The following is a 22,632-nucleotide window of genomic DNA, read 5'->3' on the forward strand; positions in this document are numbered from 1 at the left end:
GCCCCTTCCCACACCGATGCGTGCGCCGCATCGCGTTTCCGGCCCCTGTACGAGTGCGGCTCACGGACCGGCTCTCACCGGAACGGGTCGTCTCTCGTACGAGGATTGAATGCCGACCCAGGATACGAGTGGGTGGAAACCCAGCGAAGTGAACGATTGTTAGCGGCGCTCGCGGGGCACACGTTGGGCATGGCGCCGGGAAACGCGACCCGCACTTCCCTCCGTGCGCCTCCTCTCCGCCTCCCCGCCGATCAGAGCCGCTCGGCACCCTGGGAGACGGCAAGCGCGCCGCCCATCGCTCGCCGGTCCCCACCAGTCGACCCGCACCCGACGACCGGCGGACGGTCGACGACCGGCGGACGGTCGCCTGATTCGGGGGTTGACATGGCCACACAGAGGCACGGGGTACAGGGGCTGGGCGCCGCCACCGCGGCGGGGCTCGGGTTCGCGGTCGGCATGGTGATCGCTCTGGCCGTCCAGCGACGACGGTACGAGGAACTGCGCCTCCGGATCGAACGTGCACAGCAGGACGGCCGCCAGGAAGCACGGCTTGCCGAGCAACAGCGCCTGCAGTCCTACCTGTTGGACAAGGCACTGAGCGACCCCGACCTGGCCGCGGTCATGAGCACGATCGAGGAAGTGGACCCCACGCGGCGCCGGCAGTATCTCTTCGCCAACGCGATGTACACGAACACCCTTCTCGCCTACCGGGTGGGGGTGGTCACCTGGGAGGAGCTCCACGGTCACCTTCGAATCATTTGCCGTAATGCCATGTTTCGCGACTACTGGGATGCAACACGTCATCATCGGGCAAGTCTCAAGGAGTCGTCGGACGAAGCGCGCGTAGGCCACATGATGGACACGCTTATCCGCGATCTGGATGAAGCCGACACCGAGGAGTGGTGGGTCGTGGGTGAACCGCCCACGGAGTAGAGCCCTTGCGACCGCAGCGGTTAACACCCCATGGCCGACCGCCAGTTGGCCCAGGCTGAGCCATTCGAGTGACGTGCGGTCGGCTACCCTGTCCCAGCCCTGAACTGTCTAAACACGAGGACTGGGATCCCCTTGAAAATCGTGCGCCGCATCGGTGCGTCCCCACGCGAACGAGGCAGCCTCTCCGGTGAGAGTTGCCCCGACATCTTCGAACTCAGTGACGGCAACTTCGCCGTCATCGGGACCGAGGCCACCGCGGCACTCGACAACGAGCTTCCCGCCGACGCCGCAAGAGCCGACTACGAACGGATCGTCGTCGTCAGCCGAGAGACGCTCGTGCGCGCCAAAGCCGACATTCCTGACGCATAGCACTTTGACGGCAGGGCGAAAACGGTAGTCTTCCGGCAACTCCAGGGCCCTCCCCGCCCACACCTTTGGGGTCACACGCTTTCGCCCCGACTTCGCGCCGCCCACATACGCTCGCGCCCCCGCGTACCAACCCCGACGCGTCAGAGGCGCTTCGATCGAGTCGGTCAAGGCTCACCTCGCCGCCGCTCGAACAGATCCTTCGAGGTCCGACGTCAGACCGGCGCCGGGCCTCTTCCCGTTCTCGTGAGGTCCCCGGGCGGTGCAGCGGGATGATGCCGCACCGCCACCCCGTGCGCCGGTCAGGCCACCGCCGGCACGGCGACCGGCGGCAGCGGGCCCACGTAACGGGCCGCCGGACGGATGATCTTCGAGTCCTCCGCCTGTTCCAGGATGTTGGCGCTCCAGCCGACCACGCGGGCCGTCGCGAAGGTCGGGGTGAACATCTCGCGCGGGAGGCCGCAGAGCTCCATCACCACCCCCGCGTAGAACTCCACGTTCGTATGGAGTTCGCGACCGGGCTTCAGTTCGGCCAGGATGGCCTCCACCCGGCGCTCGACCTCGATGGCGAAGTCGACCAGCGGGCCGCCGAACTGCTCCGCGATGCTGCGCAGCATCCGCGAGCGCGGGTCCTCCGTGCGGTAGACAGGGTGGCCGAAGCCCATGATGCGGTCACCGGCGAGGACGCGTTCGCGGATCCAGGGGTCGATGCGCTCGGGCGTGCCGATCGCGTCGAGCGTGTCGAGGGCGCGGCTCGGCGCTCCACCGTGGAGCGGGCCGGACAGGGCGCCGACGGCGCCCACCAAGGCCGCCGCCACATCGGCCCCCGTGGAGGTGATCACCCGGGCCGTGAAGGTTGATGCATTGAATCCATGGTCGATGGTGGAGATCAAGTACTGCTCGACGGCCCGTGCGCGCGCAGCGTCAGGCTCCGAACCGGTCAACATGTACAGGTAGTTGGCGGCGTACGGCAGGTCCTCCCGCGGCTCGACCGGCTCCAGCCCGCGGCCCAGTCGGTACAGCGCCGTCAACAGCGTGGGGACGGCCGCGGCGGCCGCGAGCGCGTCCTGACGGCGCTGGTCCGGGCCGATGTCGTACACCGGCCGGAAGCCCTTGGAGGCGCCGAGGAGAGAGAGCGCCGTGCGGAGGCCCGACAGGGGGCCGGAGCGGCCACTCGCCGCCGCCACGGCGGCAAGCGCCTCCCGTACGTCGTCGGGCAGGCGGCGCAGCCCGGCGGTCCGCGCGGCGAACGCGGACCGCTGCGCCGCGTCCGGCAGCACGCCGTGGACCATGAGGTGCCAGACGTCCTCGAAGTCGCGGGTCTGCGCGAGTTCGACGGCCGAGTACTGGCGGTAGTGATAGAAGCCCTCCAGCCCCCTCACATCACCCAATGCGGTGTCGGTGACGACGACGCCCGCGAGTCCCCGCGGCACGTCGACGGAGGTGGATGCGGCCCTGCTGATCGGCATGTTTCCTCCTTGAACTTGACTCGACTGTCTATGATTGACTCAATCACCGTCAATATTGATTCAATCAATACATCGTCCATGGATACGGTGGCGGCCATGAGGGATCAAGAAGCGGAACACGGTCACGACGGGCCTCGGCTCACCACCAAGGAGGCCGCTGAACTGCTCGGCGTGAAGCCCGAGACCGTCTACGCGTACGTCAGCCGTGGCCAGCTGAGCAGCAGGCGCGAACCGGGCGGCCGCGGCAGCACCTTCGACGCCAAGGAAGTGGCAGCTCTCGCGCGACGCAACAGACGTGAGCCGAGCGGGAGTTCGCCCAGTGCCGACGAGCTCTCGGTCCGTACGAGCATCACCTTGATCGACAAGGACCGGTACTACTTCCGGGGCGTCGACGCCACCGAGCTGGCCGCACTCCACTCCTACGAGGAGATCGCCGAGTGGCTGTGGACCGGACGGCTGCGGCCCGGCATCACCTTCACCGCCCCGGACGCCGCCGTCACCGTCGCCCGCCGCGCGGTGAACGCGTTGCCCGAACACAGTGGCCCCACCGACCGGCTTCGAGTGGCGGCGATCGCCGCGGCCACCGCGGACCCGCTCCGCTTCGACCTGTCACCGGACACGGTCCTCGGCACCGCCCGCACCCTCATCCCGACACTCGTCGCCGCGCTCCCGCCGCTGCGGCACGACCACCGCGACGAGGGCCCGCTGGCCCGGCGTCTGTGGGGGCGCCTCACCGGCCGTGCCGCCGACGAGGCGTCACTGCGCGCCCTGGACACGGCACTCGGGCTGCTCGTCGATCACGACCTCGCCGCCTCTACCCTCGCGGTCCGCGTCGCCGCGTCGGCCCGCGCGCACGCGTACGCCGCCGTCTCGGCCGGCCTCGGAGTGCTGGAGGGCCCTCTGCACGGTGCGGCCGGCAGCCTCGCGCACCGAATGCTGCTCGACGTCCTGGACCGGGGCACCGCGGCCCCCGTGGTCGCCGACGAACTGCGTGCCGGCCGCCGGATCCCCGGGCTCGGACACCGGCTGTATCCCGGCGAGGACCCGCGTGCGCGTGCCCTGTTCGCGCTCCTGGAGGAGGTAGCGGACGCCGCACCGGCCCTGGCGGCGGCCCGGGACATCGTGTCCACGACGGCCCGCCACACGCCACTGCACGCCAACGTCGACCTGGCGCTGGCCGTCCTCACGGTCACCTCCGGCATGGACGCCACAGCGAGCGAGACCATCTTCGCCGTCGCGCGTACGGCGGGCTGGATCGCCCACACCCTCGAGGAGTACGAGGAGCGCCCCCTGCGCATGCGCCCGAGCGGGCGCTACGTGGGAGCACGACCGCCTCAGCCGCTCCCCCGGTGAGCCCAGCGCGCCGATGTCGTCAAGCGCGCGCCGAGTGAGCCTGTGCACTGCCCGCGCCCCCGCGGCCGTGCTCCGCGCGCCCTCGACACACGCCTCGCGCGCTCCGAACGCGCTCCCTCCGCACGGCTGGAAGTCACCGCAGGCGAAGTCAGGTTAGGCTCACCTCTGTGAGTACGTGCACGGCCGCGTCCCAGGACCTCGACGAGCCCCTAGCGGGGACCGCGGCGACCGCGAGGACATGGCTGCTCCTGGAGCAGCCCGGCCCCTGGGGTGCCGACGCACTCACATCGAGCCACCTGGATCCGGAACTCGGCCGCGCCCTCGAGGCGGCCGCGGTGGGCACCGGCGTGCGGATCGCGCTCATCCGCCGCCCCGGCCGGCACGCCGACTGCGGCACACCCGCCGTACGGCAGGTGTATGCGGCCCACACCGTCCCCGGAAACGTCTGGCTGCACGCCGCCACGACCTCGCAGCCGGAACAGTTGCTCGGGCTCGACTTCTCGGCACTCGGCATGGGCGACCCGCACACCTTCGACTCGACCCTTCAGGGGCTGCCCCACACAGGCGATCCGCTCGCCCTCGTCTGCACCAACGGCAAGCGGGACCGCTGCTGCGCCCTCCTCGGCCGTCCCCTCGCCACCGAGCTGACCACCTCCGGAGTCGACGGCGTCTGGGAGGTCACGCACCTGGGCGGCCACCGTTTCTCGCCCACTCTTCTCATCCTTCCGTTCGGATACGCGTACGGGCGTGCCCAGGCCCCGCACGTCAAGGAGGTCCTCCAGGGGGTGCGTGACGGACGGGTCGTCGTCGAGGGGTGCCGTGGCCGCTCCGCCTGGGAACAACGGCCTGCGCAGGCCGCGGAACTCGCGGTGCGCACGGCGGCCCACGAGTACGCGGCGGACGTCCTGACCGTCGTCCGCACGGACGGGGCCGCGCCGCGCTGGGAGGTCACCGTCGCCCACACCGACGGCCGGCTGTGGCACGTCCTCGTGGCCCAGGGCGCCTCCCTGCCGCCGCGACCGGAGAGCTGCAGCTCGGTGCTGGGTTCACCGGCCCGGATGGACGTGATGTCCGTCCGGGAGCTGCTCACCGCGGTCGTCGCCGACCCTGCCCGCTGCTGAGGCTCTGCGCGGCAGAGCACCGGGGACCGGCCAGGTCCTCACCAGCACCCCGCAGGAGATCCGTGCCACACCCCCTACGGCAGGGCGCGCCCGTCCCCGTACCGTCATACCCATGAGCCCCTCTGCCCGTGCACGACGACTGCGCCTCGGTCTGCCGCGGCGGATGTTCTCGCAGGTCCTGCTCATGCAGGTGGCGATGGCCGCGGGCGTCGCGGTGCTCGCCACCGGGCTGTTCCTGGCACCGCTCAGCCACCTGCTGGACGACCAGGCGATGCGCCGGGCCCTCGCGATCGCGCAGACCACGGCGGCCCAGCCGCAGATCGCCAAGGACCTGCAGTCGACGCTGCCCACGCCCGACGGCCCCGTGCAGGCGGAGGCGGAGCGGATCCGCAAGGCCAGCAACGCCGAGTACGTCGTGGTGATGAACATGAGGGGTGTGCGCTGGTCGCACCCGGACATCACGCAGATCGGCAGGGTCGTCTCGACCGACCCGAGCCAGGCCCTGGCCGGCGAGGAGGTCATGCAGATCGACAGCGGCACCCTGGGCCGCTCGGCCCGCGGCAAGGTGCCGCTGCAGGACACGCACGGCAGGATCATCGGCGCGGTCTCGGTGGGCATCGAGTACAACAGCGTGCGGGCCCGGCTGATCCACGCGATCCCGGGACTGTTCGCCTACGCGGGCGCGGCCCTGGCCATCGGCGCCCTGGCCGCGTACCTGATCTCGCGCAGGGTCCAGCGGCAGACCCGCGACCTCGCCTTCTCCGACATCTCGGCGCTGCTCGCGGAGCGCGAGGCGATGCTGCACGGCATCAGGGAGGGCGTCGTCGCCCTGGACCGGGCAGGCCGGGTACGCCTCCTGAACGACGAGGCACAGCGTCTGCTGGGCATCGGTGACGAGGCCGTCGGACGGTCCCTCGACGAGGCGCTCGGAACGGGCCGTACGACCGATGTGCTGGCCGGACGTGTCACCGGCACCGATCTGCTCACGGTGCGCGGTCACCGCGTCCTCGTCGCCAACCGCATGCCCACCGACGACGGAGGTGCCGTCGCCACCCTCCGCGACCGCACCGAACTGGAGCAGTTGGGCCGGGAGCTGGACTCCACGCGCGGTCTGATCGACGCGCTGCGCGCGCAGGACCACGAGCACGCCAACCGGATGCACACGCTCTTGGGACTGCTCGAACTGGATATGTACGACGACGCCGTGGAATTCGTCGGGGAGGTGGTGGGCGACCACAGGGCCACTGCGGAACAGGTCACCGAGAAGATCCACGATCCGCTGCTCGCGGCCCTGTTGGTCGGCAAGGCCACGGTGGCCGCCGAACGCGGCGTGGCCCTGTGGATCGCGGACCGGACGCTGCTTCCCGACCGGTTGATCGACTCGAGAGGCCTTGTCACCATCGTCGGCAACCTGGTCGACAACGCGCTCGACGCCGTCGCCGGCACTCCCCACGCGCGCGTGGACGTCGAACTGCGCGCCGAGGGGCGCACGGCGGTCCTCAGGGTGCGTGACACCGGACCTGGAATCCCCGCCGAGCGCCGGGAGTTGATCTTCACCGACGGATGGTCCACCAAGCAGCCCCCTGCCCACGGCAAGCGCGGGATCGGCCTGTCCTTGGTGCGTCGACTCGCCGAGCGTCAAGGGGGAAGTGCGCGCGTGGGCGAGGCAGAGGGCGGGGGTGCGGAGTTCACCGTCGTGCTGCCGGAGGCGCTCGAAGAAACCGACCCGGCACCGGAGTCGGCTGTGGACCATCGGACTTTCGTCCCCGCGCCCAAGGCGCCGTCAGGCGATCAACCAGATGTGGAAACGCCCGTTCACATTCCCGGGGAGGAGTCGCGATGACCCGGCCCATCGAAGTTCTGGTCGTGGACGACGACTCCCGTGTCGCACGGGTCAACGCCGCGTATGTGGAGAAGGTCCCGGGCTTCCACGTGGCCGGCGAGGCGCACAGCGCGGCCGACGCGCTGCACCGGATGGAGACGGTGGCCCACCTGGACCTCGTGCTGATGGACCACTACCTGCCCGACGGAACGGGGCTCGCGGTCGTCCAGGAGATGCGGCGGCGGGGCCACGAGACTGACGTGATCATGGTGACAGCGGCCCGCGACGTCCAGACGGTGCGGGCGGCGATGCGGCAGGGCGCACTCCAGTACCTCGTCAAGCCGTTCGCCTTCGCAGGCCTGCGCGCCAAGCTGGAGGCGTACGCCGAACTGCGCCGCACCCTCGACGGCGGAGGAGAGGCCGAACAGGCGGAGGTGGACCGGATCTTCGGCGCCTTGTCGGCGGGTTCGGAGCCGGGGCTGCCCAAAGGGCACTCCCCCACCACTGCGGATCTCGTACGCCGGGCCCTCGTGAACGCCGACGGCCCCCTGTCCGCCCAGGAGATCGCCGATCGGACCGGTCTGAGCCGCCAGACCGCCCAGCGCTATCTGAAGCTGCTGGAGCGCACGGGGCGGGCCACACTGACCCTCAAATACGGCGACGCGGGCCGCCCCGAGCATCGCTACCTCTGGGCGACCCGCGCCTGAGGCACGGTCGGCGGGGCTCAGCCCGCGGCCTTCTCCACGAACTCCGTGGTGTACGTCTTGCTGAGGTCGATGGTGGCGTTCTTGATGTTGGGGTTGAACGCCTTGAGCACCTTCTCGACCGTCTCGGGGCCGTCCTGGGGCATCACGCCGTCCTTGGTGAACATCGGCAGCGTGCTCTTGATGGCGGTCGCGTAGAGCGTCTTGTTTCCCTGGGAGTAGTCGGCCGGCATCTCGGCGGCGATCTCGTTCGCGGAGTGCGTGGACATCCACTTCAGGGTCTTCACAAAGGCGTTGGCCAGCTTCTGGACGGTGTCCCTGTGGCTGTTGACCCAGTCCGTCTGCATGTACAGGCTGGACGACGGGTACGGGCCGCCCAGCGCGTCCTGCGACCCCTGCGGCGTGCGCATGTCGACGAGCACCTGCCCGAGGTTTTTCTTGAGGACCGTGGCGACGGTCGGGTCCGTGGTCATGCCACCGTCGATGGAGCCCTTCTGGAGGGCGGAGATGAACGTCGGACCTGCGCCGACGGCAACCGGGCTGAACTCGCTGACTTTCACGCCGTTCTTGACCGCGAGGTACTTGGTGAGGAAGTCGGTCGAGGAGCCGAGGCCGGTGACACCGAGCTTCTTGCCCTTGAAGTCCTTGGGCGACGTGATGTCCTTCGCCGCCTTGTTGGAGACGATCTCGACCTCACCGGGCGCGTGCGAGAACTGCACCACGGACTCGACGTGCTTGCCCTTGGTCTGCAGGTCGAGGGTGTGGTCGTAGAAGCCGACGGCTCCCTGGACCTGGCCGGAGACGAGCGCGGTCTCGGCTTGGACACCGGCCGGTTCGCTCAGCAGTTCCACGTCGAGGCCCTCGGCGTCGAAGTAGCCGAGCCGCTGGGTGAGCATGGCGGGCATGTAGATGACTTTGTCGAGGCCACCGACCATGATCTTGACCTTCGTGCCCTTGCCGTCGCCCTTGCTGCCGGAGTCGGACGAGGCGGTGGTGGCCGCATCATTGGCGCAGGCGGTGAGCGAGGTGACGGCGAGCAGGCCGGCCGCGGCGAGGGCGGCGATTCTGGCGGACTTGCGCATGGCGGTTCACGTCCTTGTGAGATGGCGGTGCGGGGAGGAAAACAGGTGACCCAGGGGGTGTGCGAAGGCCGTCCGGCTGGGGTTGCGCCGGCGGTCCCCGAAGGGGCGATCAGTGCCCGGAGTCAGACGGCTTCCAGCGGAAGATGCGGCGCTCGGCGAAGGTGAGCAGCCCCTCGGCCACGAGCGCGACGACCGCGAGGATGACCATCGCGGCGTACACACCCGCCGCGTTGAAGGTGCCCTGGGACTGGGCGACGAGCAGGCCGATGCCCTTGGTGGCGCCGATGTACTCACCGACGATGGCGCCGATGAGGGCGAAGCCGAAACTCACGTGGAGGCTGGTGAAGATCCACGAGGTGGCCGACGGGATGACCACCTGAAGGGTCACGCGACGGTCACTGGCACCCAGGATGCGGGCGTTGGCGACCAGGTTGCGGTCGACCTCACGGGCGCCCTGGAAGGCGTTGAAGAAGACCGGGAAGAAGACCAGGACGACGGCAGAGGCGATCTTGGAGGACGGGCCGAGCCCGAACCAGATCACGAAGATCGGAGCAAGGACGATCCTGGGTATGGAGTTGAGCACCTTGATGTATGGACCAAGGATATCGGCGAGGAAGGCGATCCGCCCCAGCGCGATACCGAAGACCACACCGGTCACCACACCGATGACCCAGCCGAGCAGCGCCTCTTGGAGCGTGACCCAGATCTGCTCGCCGAGCGAGCCGAGAGCGGTGCCGTGCGTGACCCAGGTGTAGATCTGGTCCCACACCTTCGACGGCATCGAGAAGTTGAACGGGTCGATGACGTCGGCCCGCGACAGCGTCTCCCACAAGCCGAGCACGGCGACCAGGAGCACGACGCGGGCAAGCATGACGACGGCCTTGCGTCTGCGGGCGGCACGCGCACGCGAGTGAGCACGGTCGGGCTGCTTGGAGGTATCGACGGCAGTCGACGCGGAGATGACCTCAGGCGACATGTGCGGCACCCCTTTCGCGGGTGATGCGGACCTCTTCGCCCAGGGACTCCCAGATCTCGCGGTAGATCTCGATGAACCGCGGCTCCAGACGCACGGATTCCACCTTGCGCGGTCGTGGCAGGTCGATGTCGAAGACCTGCTTGACGGTCGCGGGTCCGGCGGTCATCACGATGACCTTGTCGGCCAGCGCGATCGACTCCTCCAGGTCATGGGTGACGAAGACGACCGAGGCGCCCGTGCCCTCCCACAGCTCCAGGAGTTCGTCCGACATCAGCGCCCTGGTCTGCACGTCGAGCGCCGAGAAGGGCTCGTCCATCAGCAGGATCTCGGGGTCGTTGACGAAGGTTGCGGCGAGGGCGACACGCTTGCGCTGGCCTCCGGAGAGCTGGTGCGGGTAGCGGTCCTCGAAGGCCGCGAGCCCGACCCGGGCCAGCCACTCGCGCGCCTTCTGCTTCGCCTCCGCCTTGGACACGCCGCGGAAGCGCGGGCCCGCCATGACGTTGGACAGAACCGTGCGCCAGGGGAACGTGGCGTCCTGCTGGAAGACGAAACCGACCTTGTCCCCGACTCCCGCGACCCGCTCGCCGCCCACCAGGACATCACCCTCGGTGGGTTCCTCCAGGCCGCTGACCAGGGTCAGAGTCGTCGACTTGCCGCAGCCGGTGGGTCCGACCACGGCGACGAACTCGCCGCGCCCAACGGTCAGATCCAGGCCACTGACAGCCGTGTGCAGACCCCCTGAGGGGGTCCGGAAGGTTTTGCTCGCGCCCCGTAGCTCGATGGCGGGGCCGGTGTCTGCGCTCATGGCCCGGGACCGTAGATGTGGTATGGGCCACAACAGCAGTCTTGTGGGCGCAACCCCGACTTCTGCTTGCAAGAGTCTGTTGTGCTCATTTTGCTCGCGCTACAACGGCGGAGCCGAAACACGGGCTTAACGCTCGCCCGGCCTTGAGGGAGAGAGGCCCGATGATTGACGTCCTGGTCGTGGACGACGACTTCCGTGTTGCCGAGGTCAACGCCAAGTACGTGGGAAAGGTTCCCGGTTTCCGGGTCGCCGCCCGCGCGCACAGCGCTGCCCAGGCGCTGGCGGCGGTGGAACGCGCCTCGATCGACCTGGCCCTGCTCGACCACTACCTGCCCGACCAGACGGGCCTCGAACTGGTCCACCGTATGCGCGAACGCGGCCACGGCACCGATGTCATCATGATCACAGCGGCCGGAGATGTGGCGACCGTGCAGGCCGCGATGCGTCTGGGTGCCCTGCACTACCTGGTCAAACCGTTCACCTTCGCGGCCCTGCGCACACGCCTCGACTCGTACGCCGCCCTGCGCCGCACCGTCGACCGCGTCGGCGGCCGAGGGGTGGCGGGCCAGGAACAGGTGGACCGCATCTTCGGGGCCCTGCGCACCACGCCCGCGTCGTCGTCGCCCGGCCTGCCCAGCGGTCACTCGGAGCCGACGACCGACCTGATCTGCGATGTCCTGCACCGGGCCGACCAACCGCTCTCGGCCCATGAGGTGGCCGCCAGGACGGGGCTCAGCCGTTCCACCGCGCAGCGCTATCTGCGCCACCTGGAACAGGTCGGCCGACTGCGGCTCTCCCTGAAGTACGGCGACACGGGGCGGCCGGAGCACCGGTACGCGTGGGTGGCGCCGTAGAGGTGGAGCGGGGGCCGGGCCCGGCCCCCGGCAGCGGGTTCCCCGCCGATCACCCGGCGCCCTGGTCATCCAGGTTGGCTCGGCCCTCTCCCGGCGGCGTCACACCGCCCCGGCACCCGTCAGTGACCGCACCTCGGTCTCCGCATGCTTGGCCTCGTCCGCCGGTTCCGCCGAGGTGACCGTGCCGAGCCAGCCCGCTAGGAAGCCGAGCGGAACGGAGACGATTCCGGGGTTCTGCAGCGGGAAGTACTGGAAGTCGACGGCGGGGAACAGCGATTCGGGGCTGCCCGAGACGACCGGGGACAGCAGCACGAGCCCCAGTGCGGGCACCAGCCCGCCGTAGACCGCCCATACGGCGCCGCGCGTCGTGAAGCTGCGCCAGAAGAGCGAGTACATCAGCACCGGCAGGTTCGCTGACGCGGAGACGGCGAAGGCGAGTCCCACCAGGAAGGCCACGTTGAGGTCGCGGGCCAGCAGACCGAGCGCGATCGCGACCACGCCGATGCCGACGGCGGCGGTCCGCGCCACGCCCACCTCGCTGCGGGACTTGGCGCGACGAGGCCGCAGTGATGTGTACAGATCGTGGGCGACGGAGGCCGAGGAGGCGAGGGTGATGCCGGCGACGACCGCAAGGATCGTGGCGAAGGCGATCGCGGCGACCATGGCGAACAGAACCGTTCCGCCGGTCGTCTCCGCCCCGCCGCCCAGTTTCAGCGCCAGCAGCGGCACCGCTGTGTTCCCAGCCGCGTTCGACTCTCGTACGGCGTCCGGTCCGACGACGGCGGCCGCGCCGAAGCCCAGCACGATCGTCATCAGATAGAAGCCGCCGATGAGCCCGACCGACCATACGACCGAGCGACGCGCGGCGCGGGCGGTCGGCACAGTGTAGAAGCGGGACAGGATGTGCGGCAGCCCTGCCGTGCCCAGCACCAGCGCCAGGCCGAGGCTGATGAAGTCGATCCGCGCCGTCCAGTTCCCGCCGTACTTCAGACCCGGCGCGAGGAAGGCCTCGCCGTGCCCGCTGCGCTCCGCCGCCGTCCGCAGCAATGCGTCGACATCCCCGTGGAACCGCATCAGGACCAGGACGGTCAGCGCCACCGTCCCGCCAAGCAGCAGCACGGCCTTGACGATCTGGATCCAGGTGGTGGCCCGCATCCCGCCCATCGACACATAGATCACCATGAGCGCGCCGACGACGATCACCGTCCAGGCCCGCGCCGCCGTACTCGTGCCTCCGAACAGCAGCGCGACGAGGCTGCCCGCTCCCACCATCTGTGCCACCAGGTACAGCACGGAGACGGTCACCGAGGACGTTCCCGCCGCGATCCGCACGGGCCGCTCGCTCATCCGCGCCGCGACGACGTCCGCGAGCGTGAACCGCCCACAGTTGCGCACCAGTTCGGCGACGAAGAAGAGCACCACGAGCCAGGCGACAAGGAAGCCCACCACATACAGCAGCCCGTCGTATCCGAAGAGCGCGATCAGGCCGGTGACGCCCAGAAAGGAGGCTGCCGACATGTAGTCGCCGGCGATGGCAAAACCATTCTCCATCGGAGAGAACAGCCGTCCGCCCGCATAGAACTCCTCGGCCGACCCCTGCCTGTTGCGGCTCACCCACGTGGTGATCGCCAGCGTGACCGCGACGAACACGCTGAACAGCACAAGAGCCAGCGCCTGATGCCCGCTCACCTCTCGCCACCCGTGAGTCCCCGCGTCAACTCCTGGGTGTCCCAGCGCAGCTCAAGCGCGGCTCGGTCCCTGCGCAACCGGGCGTGCCGCGCGTACGCCCACGTGAACAGGAACGTCGTCAGGAACTGCCCCAGCCCCGCCAGCATCGCCACGTTCACGGCTCCCGCCACCGGCCGTGCCATCAGCCCGGGAGCGGCCTGTGCGGTCACCACATAGCCCACGTACCAGGTGAAGAAGACCGCAAGGCCCGGAATCACGAATCTCCGGTACCGGCTGCGCACCTCCTGGAACGCCGCGCTGCGCTGCACCTCCAGATAGACGTCGGCCACACGGGCGGTACCGTCCTGTTCCCCGCGCGCCTGCGGCACCACAGGAGCCGGAGCTCCCGTCCCGTCCAGTTCGCCCCAGCCGGAGGCGAGCGCGTCGTGCCAGGGGTCGTCGTACCTCACGTGTCCGGCCGCCCCCGCGGCTGCGGGCGCCTCGTCATGTCCTTCGCGCTTCTCGACCGGACCCTCGGGACCGCCCTCGCCTCCGCGAGGGCGACCATTGCTTGACTTCATGCCCAAGGATGGACAGAACGGGAAGATCCCTGACTCTTCTTCCCCGCGCTCTTCACCCCATCAGGTGACTCACTGCGACGGCGGCCGCACCAGCCCCTTCGCATACGCGTAACGCACCGCCCGGGCACGGTCCTTGAGCCCTGTCTTGGCGAAGAGATTGTTGATGTGGGTCTTCACGGTAGCTGTGGAGACAAGCAGTCTGCGGGCGATCTCCTGGTTGGTCAGCCCCTCCGCGATCAGTACGAGTACCTCCGTCTCCCGGACGGTGAGCCCGTCCGGTGCCTCCGCGACCGAGGGCGTCGCCCGTTCCGGCTCCGACAATCGCTCCAACAGCCGTCGTTGGATGCTCGGCGCGAGTCCCGCATCCCCGGACAGCACGCTCCGCACGGCCCGCACGATCTCGTCGCCGCCCGCGTCCTTGGTGAGGTAGCCCCGCGCCCCCGCTCTGAGCGCCGGGAACAACGAATCGTCGTCCGCGAACGTGGTGAGCACGACCACCTGGGTGCCGGGGTGCTCGGCGCGGATGCGCCGTGTGGCCTCGACGCCGTCGCAGCGCGGCATGCGCAGGTCCATCAACACCACGTCCGGGGCGAGTTCGGCGACGAGCTCGACCGCCTCCTCCCCGTCTGCGGCCGCGCCGACGACCTCGAGGCCGGGAAGCAGCCCCAGCAGCATCACAATGCCCTCACGCACCACGGTCTGGTCGTCCGCAACCACGACCCGGGCCGGCTTGCTGCTCTCCTCCTCCGTCATACGGGTACCTTCAGCGTCACCACGAATCCCTCCTCGCCCGGCCCTGCCTCCAGTGAGCCGCCCAGCAACTCGGCACGCTCACGCATGCCCAGCAGACCGTACCCGGCCCCTGACCCGGTCAACTCGCCCGGCGATCCGCCCGAGTCCCGTACGTTGAGCATCACGTGATGCTCGGCGTACTCCAGCCGTAAGTGCACCTTGGCGCCCGGGGCGTGCTTGCGGACGTTCGTCAGAGCCTCTTGAGCGACCCTGCGGACGGCCTGCGAGGCCTCGGCGGGCAGCGGCCTGCGCTCACCCGAGACGGTGACGTCCGCCCCGTCCGCCGCGGCGACGAGCTCACTCAGGAAGTCCTCGAGCGGGGACAGCTCCCCGCGCAGCGCGGAGAGCGCCTGCCGGGTCTCGGCGAGTCCCTCCCGGGCCATTCCACGGGCCGCCACGACCCGTTCGAGGATCTTGTCCCGGTCGGCTCCTCCCTCTATCAGCAGCCGGGCCGCCTCCAGATGCACGAGCTGCGCCGAGAGACTGTGCGCCAGCACGTCGTGGATCTCCCGTGCGATCCTGGCCCGCTCCGCCAGGGCCGCCGACTCGGTCTCGGCCGCCCGTGCAGCCCGCTCCTGGGCGAGTAGCCGCAAGGCGCTGCCGCGCGTTTCGGCGTCGAGGCGCAGCACGTAGCCCGCGAGGGCGATCCCGACCGTGGTGAGCGTCGTGGTCAGCCAAGCGTCGTTGTTGATCCCGGCGTACGCTCCGAGTCCGATGCCGGCGGCGGGGACCGCGGCGACGAGGGGCAGCCGCTCCATGGCACTGATGGCGCACCCGCACCAGAGCACGAGCGCCGGGATGCGCAGACCCACGGCATAGGCCACCAGCGCCAGCCCGAGAAGCAGCGCGAGCAGAGTGAGCGAGGGCAGCAGCCGGTTGTGCAGCGTGCTCCGGAAGAAGGCCCAGGCCCCTGCCCCGCACAACAGGACTCCGACTGCCGCCGCGGCATTCCCCCAGGCATCCAGGTTGCCGTCCGTGAAGGTCGTCCACAGGAGCATGCCGAGGGCGAAGAGCCGTCCGCTCCAGGCGAGCGCACGCCGGGCTCCGGAGACTCCTGCCCGGGACAGTGCCTCGCGCGATGGCCAGCGCGTCCACGTGTTCTCCGTCACACGTTCTCCTTCCGTGCGTGACGGGACATGCCGTCACCGTAGGCCGTGGCCCGGCGGCCCGCGGAGGTGAGGGACCGCACGCGCCAGACCAGGACCCCGGAGCGGATCAGCAGGGTTCCCGCGAGGGCGAGAAGCAGGGCGGAGCTGTCCTGGTGCACGCCAAGCAACGCTCCGAGCGCGAAGAGGCCGACGCGCAGGGCGATGCCGGCGATCCAGACGCCCACGCTCGCCTTGGTGCTCGTGCTCCAGACCGCGCCGTCCTCCTCCGCCCATATGCGAGTGGTCCACGCCCAGCCGGCTCCGGTCGCCAGGCCGATGAGCAGTTCGGCGCCGAGCAGCAGGGCCGACTCGGTGGGGTGATGGGAATCGAGTATGCCGGGCCTGCGCAGCGCCAGGACGGTCAGAATCGCGGGCACGAGCCACCAGCGCCGGTCGGCGTCGATCCGGCGTGCGCGGAACTGCCGAACGATCACCAGGGCGGCCACGGGCACGATCACCAACGCGTTGACGAGCCCGGACATCACAGCCTCCGTGAGCGGAAAGGGAGATGCCGACGGCGAGTGCTGTCGACGCCTCCGACGCTACGGAATTGCGCAGGTCAGCAGATCGGAGCCGGGGTGGATCGTGGGTGGAAGCCGCGAGGTTCGCGGTCTCCACCCATGGGTGGAGAAACGCCGCGGTGAGGCCCACGGACGTCGCCTGGGACACCAGGGGCCGCCCACAGCACCGGCACACGCGGCCCATGACACCGCCGCAAGTCACCAGGGCGCCGCCGTACGCCGTCCTGAGACCGACGGAAGCCGCCCGCTACACCGGCGCGGCCGCCCGCCACGTGCACGGGTGCCGCCGGTGGTGCGCCCCGGGGCCCGCGGAGCCGCACCCGGGCGAGCACCGCTGTCACGGGCGCCGCGACACGCTGCTGATGCAGGCAGCCATACAGCCGCCGGGACACAACCTGGGCCACGATGCGCGGCCGGACACCGTTCGTGCCGCACGCGCACGCAGCCATGGAGCATCGCAGCCACGCCCCGGCGCGCCCGGCCCAGCAAGCCTCCCCGGGCCCGACGGGATCCAGCCCCGACCTCGTGCCCCGCGCGGGAATATACCGAGCCATGCGCCGCCCGGGCACATCCCGACCGACGTTCGACCCCGGCCCGTCCCGGCCTCAGGCTTCGCTCGGGCTCAGGCTCATCCCGACCCTGACCTCGGACTCAGGCTCATCCCGACACGGGCTCCGACCGCGCCCCACGCTCCCCTGGGCCGGCTGCGGCCAGGCGCAGCAGCTATGCGTCGATGCGCGACCGGTCCAGCGTCGCCGCCGAGCTGGAGATGAACTCCTTGCGCGGCGCCACGTCGTTGCCCATCAGCAGATCGAACACCTGCTCGGCGGCCTCCAGGTCGGAGAGGTTGATCCGGCGCAGGGTGCGGTGACGCGGGTCCATGGTCGTCTCGGCCAGCTGGTCGGCGTCCATCTCGCCGAGACCCTTGTACCGCTGGATGGAGTCCTTGTACCGGATGCCCTTGCTCTGGAGCTCCAGGAGCTTGTCGCGCAGCTCGCGGTCCGAGTAGGTGTAGATGTACTTGTCCTGGCCCTTCTTCGGCTGGACGATCTCGATGCGGTGCAGCGGCGGCACCGCGGCGAACACGCGGCCCGCCTCGACCATGGGCCGCATGTAGCGGTGGAAGAGCGTCAGGAGCAGGGTGCGGATGTGGGAGCCGTCCACATCGGCGTCGGTCATCATGATGATCTTGCCGTAGCGGGCCGCGTCGATGTCGAAGGTCCGGCCCGACCCCGCCCCTATGACCTGGATGATCGCGCCGCACTCGGCGTTCTTGAGCATGTCCGTCACGGACGACTTCTGAACGTTCAGGATCTTGCCGCGGATCGGCAGCAGGGCCTGGAACTCGGAGTTCCGGGCAAGCTTCGCCGTGCCGAGGGCGGAGTCACCCTCGACGATGAACAGTTCGCTGCGGTCGACGTCGTCGCTGCGGCAGTCGGCGAGCTTGGCGGGCAGCGAGGAGGACTCCAGAGCCGTCTTCCGACGCTGCGCGTCTTTGTGCTGGCGCGCGGCAATACGTGTCCGTGCCGCCGCGACCGCCTTTTCCAGAACGACGCGGGCCTGCTGGGCGGCGTCACGCTTTGTGGAGGTCAGGAATTCCTTGAGCTCCTTCGACACCACGTTAGCGACGATGCGGCGGGCCGCGGAGGTGCCGAGGACCTCCTTGGTCTGACCCTCGAACTGCGGCTCGGCCAGGCGCACGGTGACGACCGTGGTGAGCCCCTCCAACGCGTCGTCCTTGACGATGTCGTCCTCGGCGACGCGCAGCAGCTTCTTGGCGCGCAGCACCTCGTTCATCGTCCTGGTGACGGCCTGCTCGAAGCCGGCGACATGGGTGCCGCCCTTGGGAGTGGCGATGATGTTGACGAACGACCTGACCGTTGTGTCGTAGCCGGTCCCCCAGCGCATTGCGACGTCGACGCCCAGCTCCCGGGTGACCTCGGTGGGCGTCATCTGCCCGTGGTCGTCCAGCACGGGGACCGTCTCCTTGAAGGTGCCCTGTCCGGAGAAGCGGAGGACGTCGCACACCGGCTTGTCGCTCGCCAGGTACTCACAGAACTCGCTGATGCCGCCGTCGAAGCGGAAGGACTCCTCACCCTTGCTGCCGCCCTCGCCCAGCCCGTACTCGTCGCGGACGACGATGGTCAGGCCGGGGACCAGGAACGCGGTCTGGCGGGCACGCTGGTGCAGCGTCTCCAGGGAGAGCTTGGCGTCCTTGAGGAAGATCTGGCGGTCGGCCCAGTAGCGCACGCGCGTGCCGGTGCGGGTCTTGGGGATCTTCTTGGTCTTGCGCAGGCCGCTCTTGGCCTCGAACTTGGCGTCCGGGCCGTCACCGGCGAAGACGCCCGGCACGCCGCGCCGGAAGCTGATCGCGTGCGTGTGTCCGCCGCGGTCGACCTCGACGTCCAGGCGCGCGGAGAGAGCGTTCACCACGGACGCGCCGACGCCGTGCAGGCCGCCGGACGCCGCGTAGGAGCCGCCTCCGAACTTGCCGCCCGCGTGCAGCTTGGTCATGACGACCTCGACACCGGAGAGGCGGGTCTTGGGTTCCACGTCGACCGGGATGCCACGGCCGTTGTCCCGGACCTCCACCGAGCCGTCGTCGTGCAGGATCACGTCGATGTGGTCGCAGTAGCCGCCCAGGGCCTCGTCGACGGAGTTGTCGATGATCTCCCAGAGGCAGTGCATCAGGCCCCGACTGTCGGTCGAGCCGATGTACATACCGGGACGCTTGCGCACGGCCTCGAGACCTTCAAGGACGAGGAGGTGCCGCGCGGTGTAGTTGGAGCCGTCCCGGTCTGCTCCGGTCAGCAGCGCTGTGGACGGCACGGACGTATCGGCGGTCACGCGGTTCGCTCCTCGCTGAATTTCTGAATGGGCCCTTTGGAGCAAGGGCCGGCGTCGGTCGCCGTTCCGAGGGTACCGAGGCCTGGTAGAGCCGTTGTAACGCCACCCTCGTCGTGAAACTCAGACTAGACCAGAGTCGCACGAGCGTTCGATCCCTCGTTGGGGTGAAGTACATATCACGTTCCCTTCGAGGCATGAACCATTTAGCCTCGGGGCACGTCCTCATCCACAACCGGCAACCCCGCCGAGAGGACGGACAACCGATAGAAGCGCGAACCCGTACGACATAAGAGACGTAATACGGCACATTCGCCGCCAACCGGCAGCAGACAGCCGGCTCGGAAAGAATCTTTCGAGGAGAAGCCGCGAGCGGGAACGTTTTCGGCCTGGTTGGATGTTGACCCTGGTACGACAGCTCGTCGAGCTAGAGAAGAGGCGACGTGACTACTGTTCTGACCCCCGCGAGCCCGCTGACGGCCGCTGACCGCTGCGACCGTTGCGGCGCCCAGGCGTACCTGCGCGTCGTCCTCCTGAGCGGCGGAGAACTGCTCTTCTGCGCCCACCACGGCCGCAAGTTCGAGCCGGAACTCAAGAAGATCGCCGCTGAGATACAGGACGAGACGGAGCGTCTCACCGTTCCGGCAAGCGCCTCCGACGAGGAACGCTGACACCTCGCGTCCGACGAGCCGACACCGGCGACGAGGCCGGTGGACGGGCGGCCACTCCGACTACAAGGAGTGGCCGCCCGTACTAGTACGGCGCGTGCCCGGTCGGTGCCCTCGTGGCGCACATCGCCCTTGCCGGCCCCTGCGCTCACGGTCCCCAGACGGGGCCCGCGGCGCCAGCACCAGCGCCAAGGCGCCGGTGCTGGAGCCGCCGTCGTCAGCTGCCGGCGTTCAGCGTTCTTACGACCTCCGAGACCCGGGTATAGACCCCGGGGCTCCCGGCTTGCCCGCAGCCACTCCCCCAGGACACCAGGCCGATCAGACGCCCCTTGGCGACGAGCGGTCCCCCGCTGTCCCCCTGGCAGGCGTCGTGACCGCCCTGAGGCTGGCCGGCACACAGCATGGAAGTGGCCACGTACTTCCCATCCAGACCGCCCGGATAGGCCCGTTCACAGACCGTGTCCGAGAGGACCTGCAAGGTCGCACCCCGCAGGCTGCGCGCGTAGTTCGCATCCCCGGTGGCATCACCCCAGCCGTACACCGTTGCCCCGGTGCCCGGCGCGTAGGCCGTATCGCCGCCGGGCGCCATGTGGATGACCGAACTCGCCGGGAGTGGGGAGGACAGCGTGAGCAAGGCGAAGTCGCCCGCATTCGTGTAGCTGTTGTACACCGGGTTGACCCAGGTGGCGGTCACCGGGATCTCCTTGCCCTGGCTGGACAACAGGTCCGTACGCCCCGCGATGACCTTCAGGTCTCGCACCTGTCCCGGTGGCGCGCCCAGGACGGCCGCGCTCAGACAGTGTGCCGCGGTCAGGACCCTGGACCGGTCCACCGCCACTCCCCCGCAGAACTGCCCGGCACGCGTACCGCCGAACCGGTCACGACTGGAGAGGGCGACCGTCCACGGACTCTGTGAGATATCGACCGGGAAGCCTCCGATGACGACGCTGTCCGCCGGCGCGGGCGCGGGGGATGCAAGCGGTATAAGGGCTGCTGCAGCTCCGACGGCCAGCGCTCGGGCGAGGTGACGACGCATGGCTACTCCTCACTGTCAGATGGTCGTAGAACACCCACAGTGATCCAGCTCGCCGCAACGCGCACACGCAGAGGGGCCGGTCCCCACGGGAACCGGCCCCTCATCGGCGTACGGCCCTAGTCGAGGTAGTCGCGCAGCACCTGGGAGCGCGACGGGTGACGCAGCTTCGACATCGTCTTGGACTCGATCTGGCGGATGCGCTCACGGGTGACGCCGTACACCTTGCCGATCTCGTCGAGGGTCTTCGGCTGACCGTCGGTGAGACCGAAGCGCATGGAGACGACGCCGGCCTCGCGCTCGGACAGGGTGTCGAGCACGGAGTGCAGCTGCTCCTGGAGGAGCGTGAAGCTGACCGCGTCCGCGGGGACGACGGCCTCGGAGTCCTCGATGAGGTCACCGAACTCGCTGTCGCCGTCCTCACCCAGCGGGGTGTGCAGGGAGATGGGCTCGCGGCCGTACTTCTGGACCTCGATGACCTTCTCGGGGGTCATATCGAGTTCCTTGGCCAGCTCCTCCGGGGTGGGCTCGCGGCCCAGGTCCTGGAGCATCTGGCGCTGCACGCGAGCGAGCTTGTTGATGACCTCGACCATGTGCACCGGGATACGGATGGTGCGGGCCTGGTCGGCCATGGCGCGGGTGATCGCCTGACGGATCCACCAGGTGGCGTACGTGGAGAACTTGTAGCCCTTGGTGTAGTCGAACTTCTCGACCGCGCGGATCAGACCGAGGTTGCCCTCCTGGATGAGGTCCAGGAAGAGCATGCCGCGGCCGGTATAGCGCTTGGCCAGGGAGACCACCAGACGGAGGTTGGCCTCCAGGAGGTGGTTCTTGGCCCGGCGGCCGTCCTCGGCGATGATCTCCAGCTCACGCTTGAGCTTGGGGGCGAGCTTGTCGGCGTTGGCCAGCTTGTCCTCGGCGAAGAGACCGGCCTCGATGCGCTTGGCGAGCTCGACCTCCTGCTCGGCGTTGAGCAGGGGGACCTTACCGATCTGCTTCAGGTAGTCCTTGACCGGGTCGGCTGTGGCGCCGGCCGCGGCGACCTGCTGCGCGGGCGCGTCGTCCTCGTCCTCGTCGGACAGGACGAAGCCGGCGCTCTCGGTGCCTTCGGGCTCGTCGCCGCCCTTGCCAGGGGTCTCCTCGAGGACTTCCTCCTCGATGAGCTCGGCGTCGTCCTTCTTGGCCGTCGTCTTCTTGGCCGCCGCCTTCTTGGCAACGGTCTTCTTCGCGACCGCCTTCTTGGTGGCGGTCGTCTTCTTGGCAGCTGCTGCCTTCTTGACGGGCGCGTCCTCAGCCGGGTCGTCGGCCACCGGCACGTCCGGAGCGGCGGGGGCGGTGTCCTTCTTGGTGGTCACCGTCTTCGCCGCGACGGTCTTCGTGGCGGTGCGCTTGGCCGGACTCTTCGCTGCGACGCTCTTGCGGGTGCGCTTGGGCTCTGCGGCACTGACCATCAGCGTCACACCCTCTTCCTCGAGGATCTGGTTGAGGCTGCGCAGTACGTTCTTCCACTGAGTGGCCGGAATCTGGTCAGCTTCGAAGGCCCGACGCACATCGTCGCCGGCGATCTGCCCCTCAGCCTTTCCCCGCTCAATGAGAGCCATGACAGAGACGGACTCGGCGATCTCCGGCGGGAGCGTACGGGATGTGCTGGCCGACACGAACAACCTCTCGGAACGTTGGAAAACGGCTTTCGGCCCCATCCACGACGGACAGGAGCCGACCGCCGGCTTGGGGATGGGCCGACGGCGCGGGCGGGGGCCGGGAAGATGCACAGCGCCGTGAACGGCGTCCGTATTCCCTCCTCGGCTGTCACCTCTTAGGTCATCGCACAGTTCCGTAGAGCGTTACGCCCAATCTGCGTGGCCCGGGTCACACCCCGTAACCGCTCAAAA

20 protein-coding genes are annotated in these 22,632 nt (G+C 69.3%); 8 read left to right on the plus strand and 12 right to left on the minus strand.

What is annotated here, in order from left to right; genetic code table 11:
- Window positions 1-384: 384 nt before the first annotated feature.
- Together ACZ3TS_RS12795 and ACZ3TS_RS12800 are read left to right on the plus strand one after the other, a co-directional pair.
- Entirely contained in the window at window positions 385-933 is a 549-nt protein-coding gene (locus tag ACZ3TS_RS12795) for a DUF6082 family protein (RefSeq protein WP_467616746.1), read from the plus strand.
- 132 nt (window positions 934-1,065) lie between these two features.
- A complete protein-coding gene (locus ACZ3TS_RS12800; RefSeq protein WP_467616748.1) occupies window positions 1,066-1,302 on the plus strand; it encodes a hypothetical protein in 237 nt (78 codons plus the stop codon).
- 299 nt (window positions 1,303-1,601) lie between these two features.
- Here the strand turns inward: ACZ3TS_RS12800 and ACZ3TS_RS12805 are convergent, their stop codons facing one another.
- Window positions 1,602-2,768 (minus strand): citrate synthase, encoded by a 1,167-nt coding sequence (locus tag ACZ3TS_RS12805; protein WP_467616751.1) that lies wholly within the window; start codon window positions 2,766-2,768, stop codon window positions 1,602-1,604.
- Between the two features lie 96 nt (window positions 2,769-2,864).
- On the opposite strand from ACZ3TS_RS12805, the gene ACZ3TS_RS12810 reads away from it, so the two are divergent.
- From ACZ3TS_RS12810 to ACZ3TS_RS12825, 4 genes are all read left to right on the plus strand, one after another.
- On the plus strand, window positions 2,865-4,121 hold the full coding sequence (locus ACZ3TS_RS12810; RefSeq protein WP_467616754.1) for a citrate synthase: 1,257 nt from the start codon (window positions 2,865-2,867) through the stop codon (window positions 4,119-4,121).
- Window positions 4,122-4,288: 167 nt separating this feature from the next.
- Window positions 4,289-5,242 carry a sucrase ferredoxin gene (locus tag ACZ3TS_RS12815; protein WP_467616756.1) on the plus strand — a complete coding sequence of 318 codons (954 nt, stop codon included), beginning with the start codon at window positions 4,289-4,291 and terminating at the stop codon, window positions 5,240-5,242.
- 112 nt (window positions 5,243-5,354) lie between these two features.
- Window positions 5,355-7,085: an ATP-binding protein gene (locus ACZ3TS_RS12820; protein ID WP_467616758.1), complete on the plus strand. Its 1,731-nt coding sequence runs from the start codon at window positions 5,355-5,357 to the stop codon at window positions 7,083-7,085.
- The gene (locus tag ACZ3TS_RS12825; protein WP_467616760.1) at window positions 7,082-7,771 is read left to right on the plus strand and encodes a response regulator; all 690 of its coding nucleotides are present in this window, start codon (window positions 7,082-7,084) and stop codon (window positions 7,769-7,771) included. Before ACZ3TS_RS12820 ends, ACZ3TS_RS12825 begins: the two co-directional genes overlap by 4 nt.
- Before the next feature lie 17 nt (window positions 7,772-7,788).
- Here the strand turns inward: ACZ3TS_RS12825 and ACZ3TS_RS12830 are convergent, their stop codons facing one another.
- From ACZ3TS_RS12830 to ACZ3TS_RS12840, 3 genes are all read right to left on the minus strand, one after another.
- On the minus strand, window positions 7,789-8,850 hold the full coding sequence (locus tag ACZ3TS_RS12830) for an ABC transporter substrate-binding protein (protein WP_467616763.1): 1,062 nt from the start codon (window positions 8,848-8,850) through the stop codon (window positions 7,789-7,791).
- 109 nt (window positions 8,851-8,959) lie between these two features.
- Window positions 8,960-9,826, minus strand: coding sequence for an ABC transporter permease (locus ACZ3TS_RS12835; protein WP_467616765.1), 867 nt, complete (start codon window positions 9,824-9,826; stop codon window positions 8,960-8,962).
- Window positions 9,816-10,631, minus strand: a complete 816-nt coding sequence (locus tag ACZ3TS_RS12840; protein WP_467616767.1) for an ABC transporter ATP-binding protein — start codon at window positions 10,629-10,631, stop codon at window positions 9,816-9,818. Before ACZ3TS_RS12840 ends, ACZ3TS_RS12835 begins: the two co-directional genes overlap by 11 nt.
- Before the next feature lie 161 nt (window positions 10,632-10,792).
- Between ACZ3TS_RS12840 and ACZ3TS_RS12845 the strand changes: the two genes are divergently transcribed.
- Window positions 10,793-11,485: a response regulator gene (locus tag ACZ3TS_RS12845; RefSeq protein ID WP_467616770.1), complete on the plus strand. Its 693-nt coding sequence runs from the start codon at window positions 10,793-10,795 to the stop codon at window positions 11,483-11,485.
- A gap of 99 nt (window positions 11,486-11,584) precedes the next feature.
- On the opposite strand, the gene ACZ3TS_RS12850 is transcribed toward ACZ3TS_RS12845, so the two are convergent.
- The 6 genes from ACZ3TS_RS12850 to ACZ3TS_RS12875 form a co-directional block, all read right to left on the minus strand.
- Window positions 11,585-13,174: a solute symporter family protein gene (locus ACZ3TS_RS12850; protein WP_467616772.1), complete on the minus strand. Its 1,590-nt coding sequence runs from the start codon at window positions 13,172-13,174 to the stop codon at window positions 11,585-11,587.
- Window positions 13,171-13,734, minus strand: coding sequence for a DUF485 domain-containing protein (locus ACZ3TS_RS12855; RefSeq protein ID WP_467616774.1), 564 nt, complete (start codon window positions 13,732-13,734; stop codon window positions 13,171-13,173). The genes ACZ3TS_RS12850 and ACZ3TS_RS12855 overlap by 4 nt, the downstream gene beginning before the upstream one ends.
- Window positions 13,735-13,803: 69 nt before the next feature.
- Window positions 13,804-14,487, minus strand: coding sequence for a response regulator transcription factor (locus tag ACZ3TS_RS12860; RefSeq protein ID WP_467616776.1), 684 nt, complete (start codon window positions 14,485-14,487; stop codon window positions 13,804-13,806).
- Window positions 14,484-15,635, minus strand: coding sequence for a sensor histidine kinase (locus ACZ3TS_RS12865; protein ID WP_467616777.1), 1,152 nt, complete (start codon window positions 15,633-15,635; stop codon window positions 14,484-14,486). The genes ACZ3TS_RS12860 and ACZ3TS_RS12865 overlap by 4 nt, the downstream gene beginning before the upstream one ends.
- Window positions 15,632-16,156, minus strand: a complete 525-nt coding sequence (locus tag ACZ3TS_RS12870; RefSeq protein WP_467616778.1) for a DUF1453 domain-containing protein — start codon at window positions 16,154-16,156, stop codon at window positions 15,632-15,634. The genes ACZ3TS_RS12865 and ACZ3TS_RS12870 overlap by 4 nt, the downstream gene beginning before the upstream one ends.
- A 762-nt stretch (window positions 16,157-16,918) precedes the next feature.
- Window positions 16,919-19,042, minus strand: coding sequence for a DNA gyrase/topoisomerase IV subunit B (locus ACZ3TS_RS12875; protein WP_467616780.1), 2,124 nt, complete (start codon window positions 19,040-19,042; stop codon window positions 16,919-16,921).
- A 440-nt stretch (window positions 19,043-19,482) separates the two neighbouring features.
- Here ACZ3TS_RS12875 and ACZ3TS_RS12880 point away from each other — a divergent pair, with 440 nt between their 5' ends.
- Window positions 19,483-19,710, plus strand: coding sequence for a DUF7455 domain-containing protein (locus tag ACZ3TS_RS12880; RefSeq protein WP_467616782.1), 228 nt, complete (start codon window positions 19,483-19,485; stop codon window positions 19,708-19,710).
- A gap of 214 nt (window positions 19,711-19,924) precedes the next feature.
- On the opposite strand, the gene ACZ3TS_RS12885 is transcribed toward ACZ3TS_RS12880, so the two are convergent.
- Both ACZ3TS_RS12885 and ACZ3TS_RS12890 read right to left on the minus strand, forming a co-directional pair.
- Window positions 19,925-20,743, minus strand: a complete 819-nt coding sequence (locus ACZ3TS_RS12885; protein ID WP_467616784.1) for a S1 family serine peptidase — start codon at window positions 20,741-20,743, stop codon at window positions 19,925-19,927.
- A gap of 116 nt (window positions 20,744-20,859) precedes the next feature.
- A complete protein-coding gene (locus ACZ3TS_RS12890) occupies window positions 20,860-22,398 on the minus strand; it encodes an RNA polymerase sigma factor (protein WP_467616786.1) in 1,539 nt (512 codons plus the stop codon).
- Window positions 22,399-22,632: the final 234 nt, after the last annotated feature.

Source organism: Streptomyces sp. NPDC022910 (genome assembly GCF_055561075.1).

Bases quoted from the DNA above. Each gene is read 5' to 3' on its own strand.
- ACZ3TS_RS12795 (WP_467616746.1), top strand. From the start codon at position 385: ATGGCCACACAGAGGCACGGGGTACAGGGGCTGGGCGCCGCCACCGCG.
- ACZ3TS_RS12805 (WP_467616751.1), bottom strand. From the start codon at position 2,768: ATGCCGATCAGCAGGGCCGCATCCACCTCCGTCGACGTGCCGCGGGGA.
- ACZ3TS_RS12810 (WP_467616754.1), top strand. From the start codon at position 2,865: ATGAGGGATCAAGAAGCGGAACACGGTCACGACGGGCCTCGGCTCACC.
- ACZ3TS_RS12820 (WP_467616758.1), top strand. From the start codon at position 5,355: ATGAGCCCCTCTGCCCGTGCACGACGACTGCGCCTCGGTCTGCCGCGG.
- ACZ3TS_RS12825 (WP_467616760.1), top strand. From the start codon at position 7,082: ATGACCCGGCCCATCGAAGTTCTGGTCGTGGACGACGACTCCCGTGTC.
- ACZ3TS_RS12830 (WP_467616763.1), bottom strand. From the start codon at position 8,850: ATGCGCAAGTCCGCCAGAATCGCCGCCCTCGCCGCGGCCGGCCTGCTC.
- ACZ3TS_RS12835 (WP_467616765.1), bottom strand. From the start codon at position 9,826: ATGTCGCCTGAGGTCATCTCCGCGTCGACTGCCGTCGATACCTCCAAG.
- ACZ3TS_RS12840 (WP_467616767.1), bottom strand. From the start codon at position 10,631: ATGAGCGCAGACACCGGCCCCGCCATCGAGCTACGGGGCGCGAGCAAA.
- ACZ3TS_RS12845 (WP_467616770.1), top strand. From the start codon at position 10,793: ATGATTGACGTCCTGGTCGTGGACGACGACTTCCGTGTTGCCGAGGTC.
- ACZ3TS_RS12855 (WP_467616774.1), bottom strand. From the start codon at position 13,734: ATGAAGTCAAGCAATGGTCGCCCTCGCGGAGGCGAGGGCGGTCCCGAG.
- ACZ3TS_RS12860 (WP_467616776.1), bottom strand. From the start codon at position 14,487: ATGACGGAGGAGGAGAGCAGCAAGCCGGCCCGGGTCGTGGTTGCGGAC.
- ACZ3TS_RS12870 (WP_467616778.1), bottom strand. From the start codon at position 16,156: ATGTCCGGGCTCGTCAACGCGTTGGTGATCGTGCCCGTGGCCGCCCTG.
- ACZ3TS_RS12885 (WP_467616784.1), bottom strand. From the start codon at position 20,743: ATGCGTCGTCACCTCGCCCGAGCGCTGGCCGTCGGAGCTGCAGCAGCC.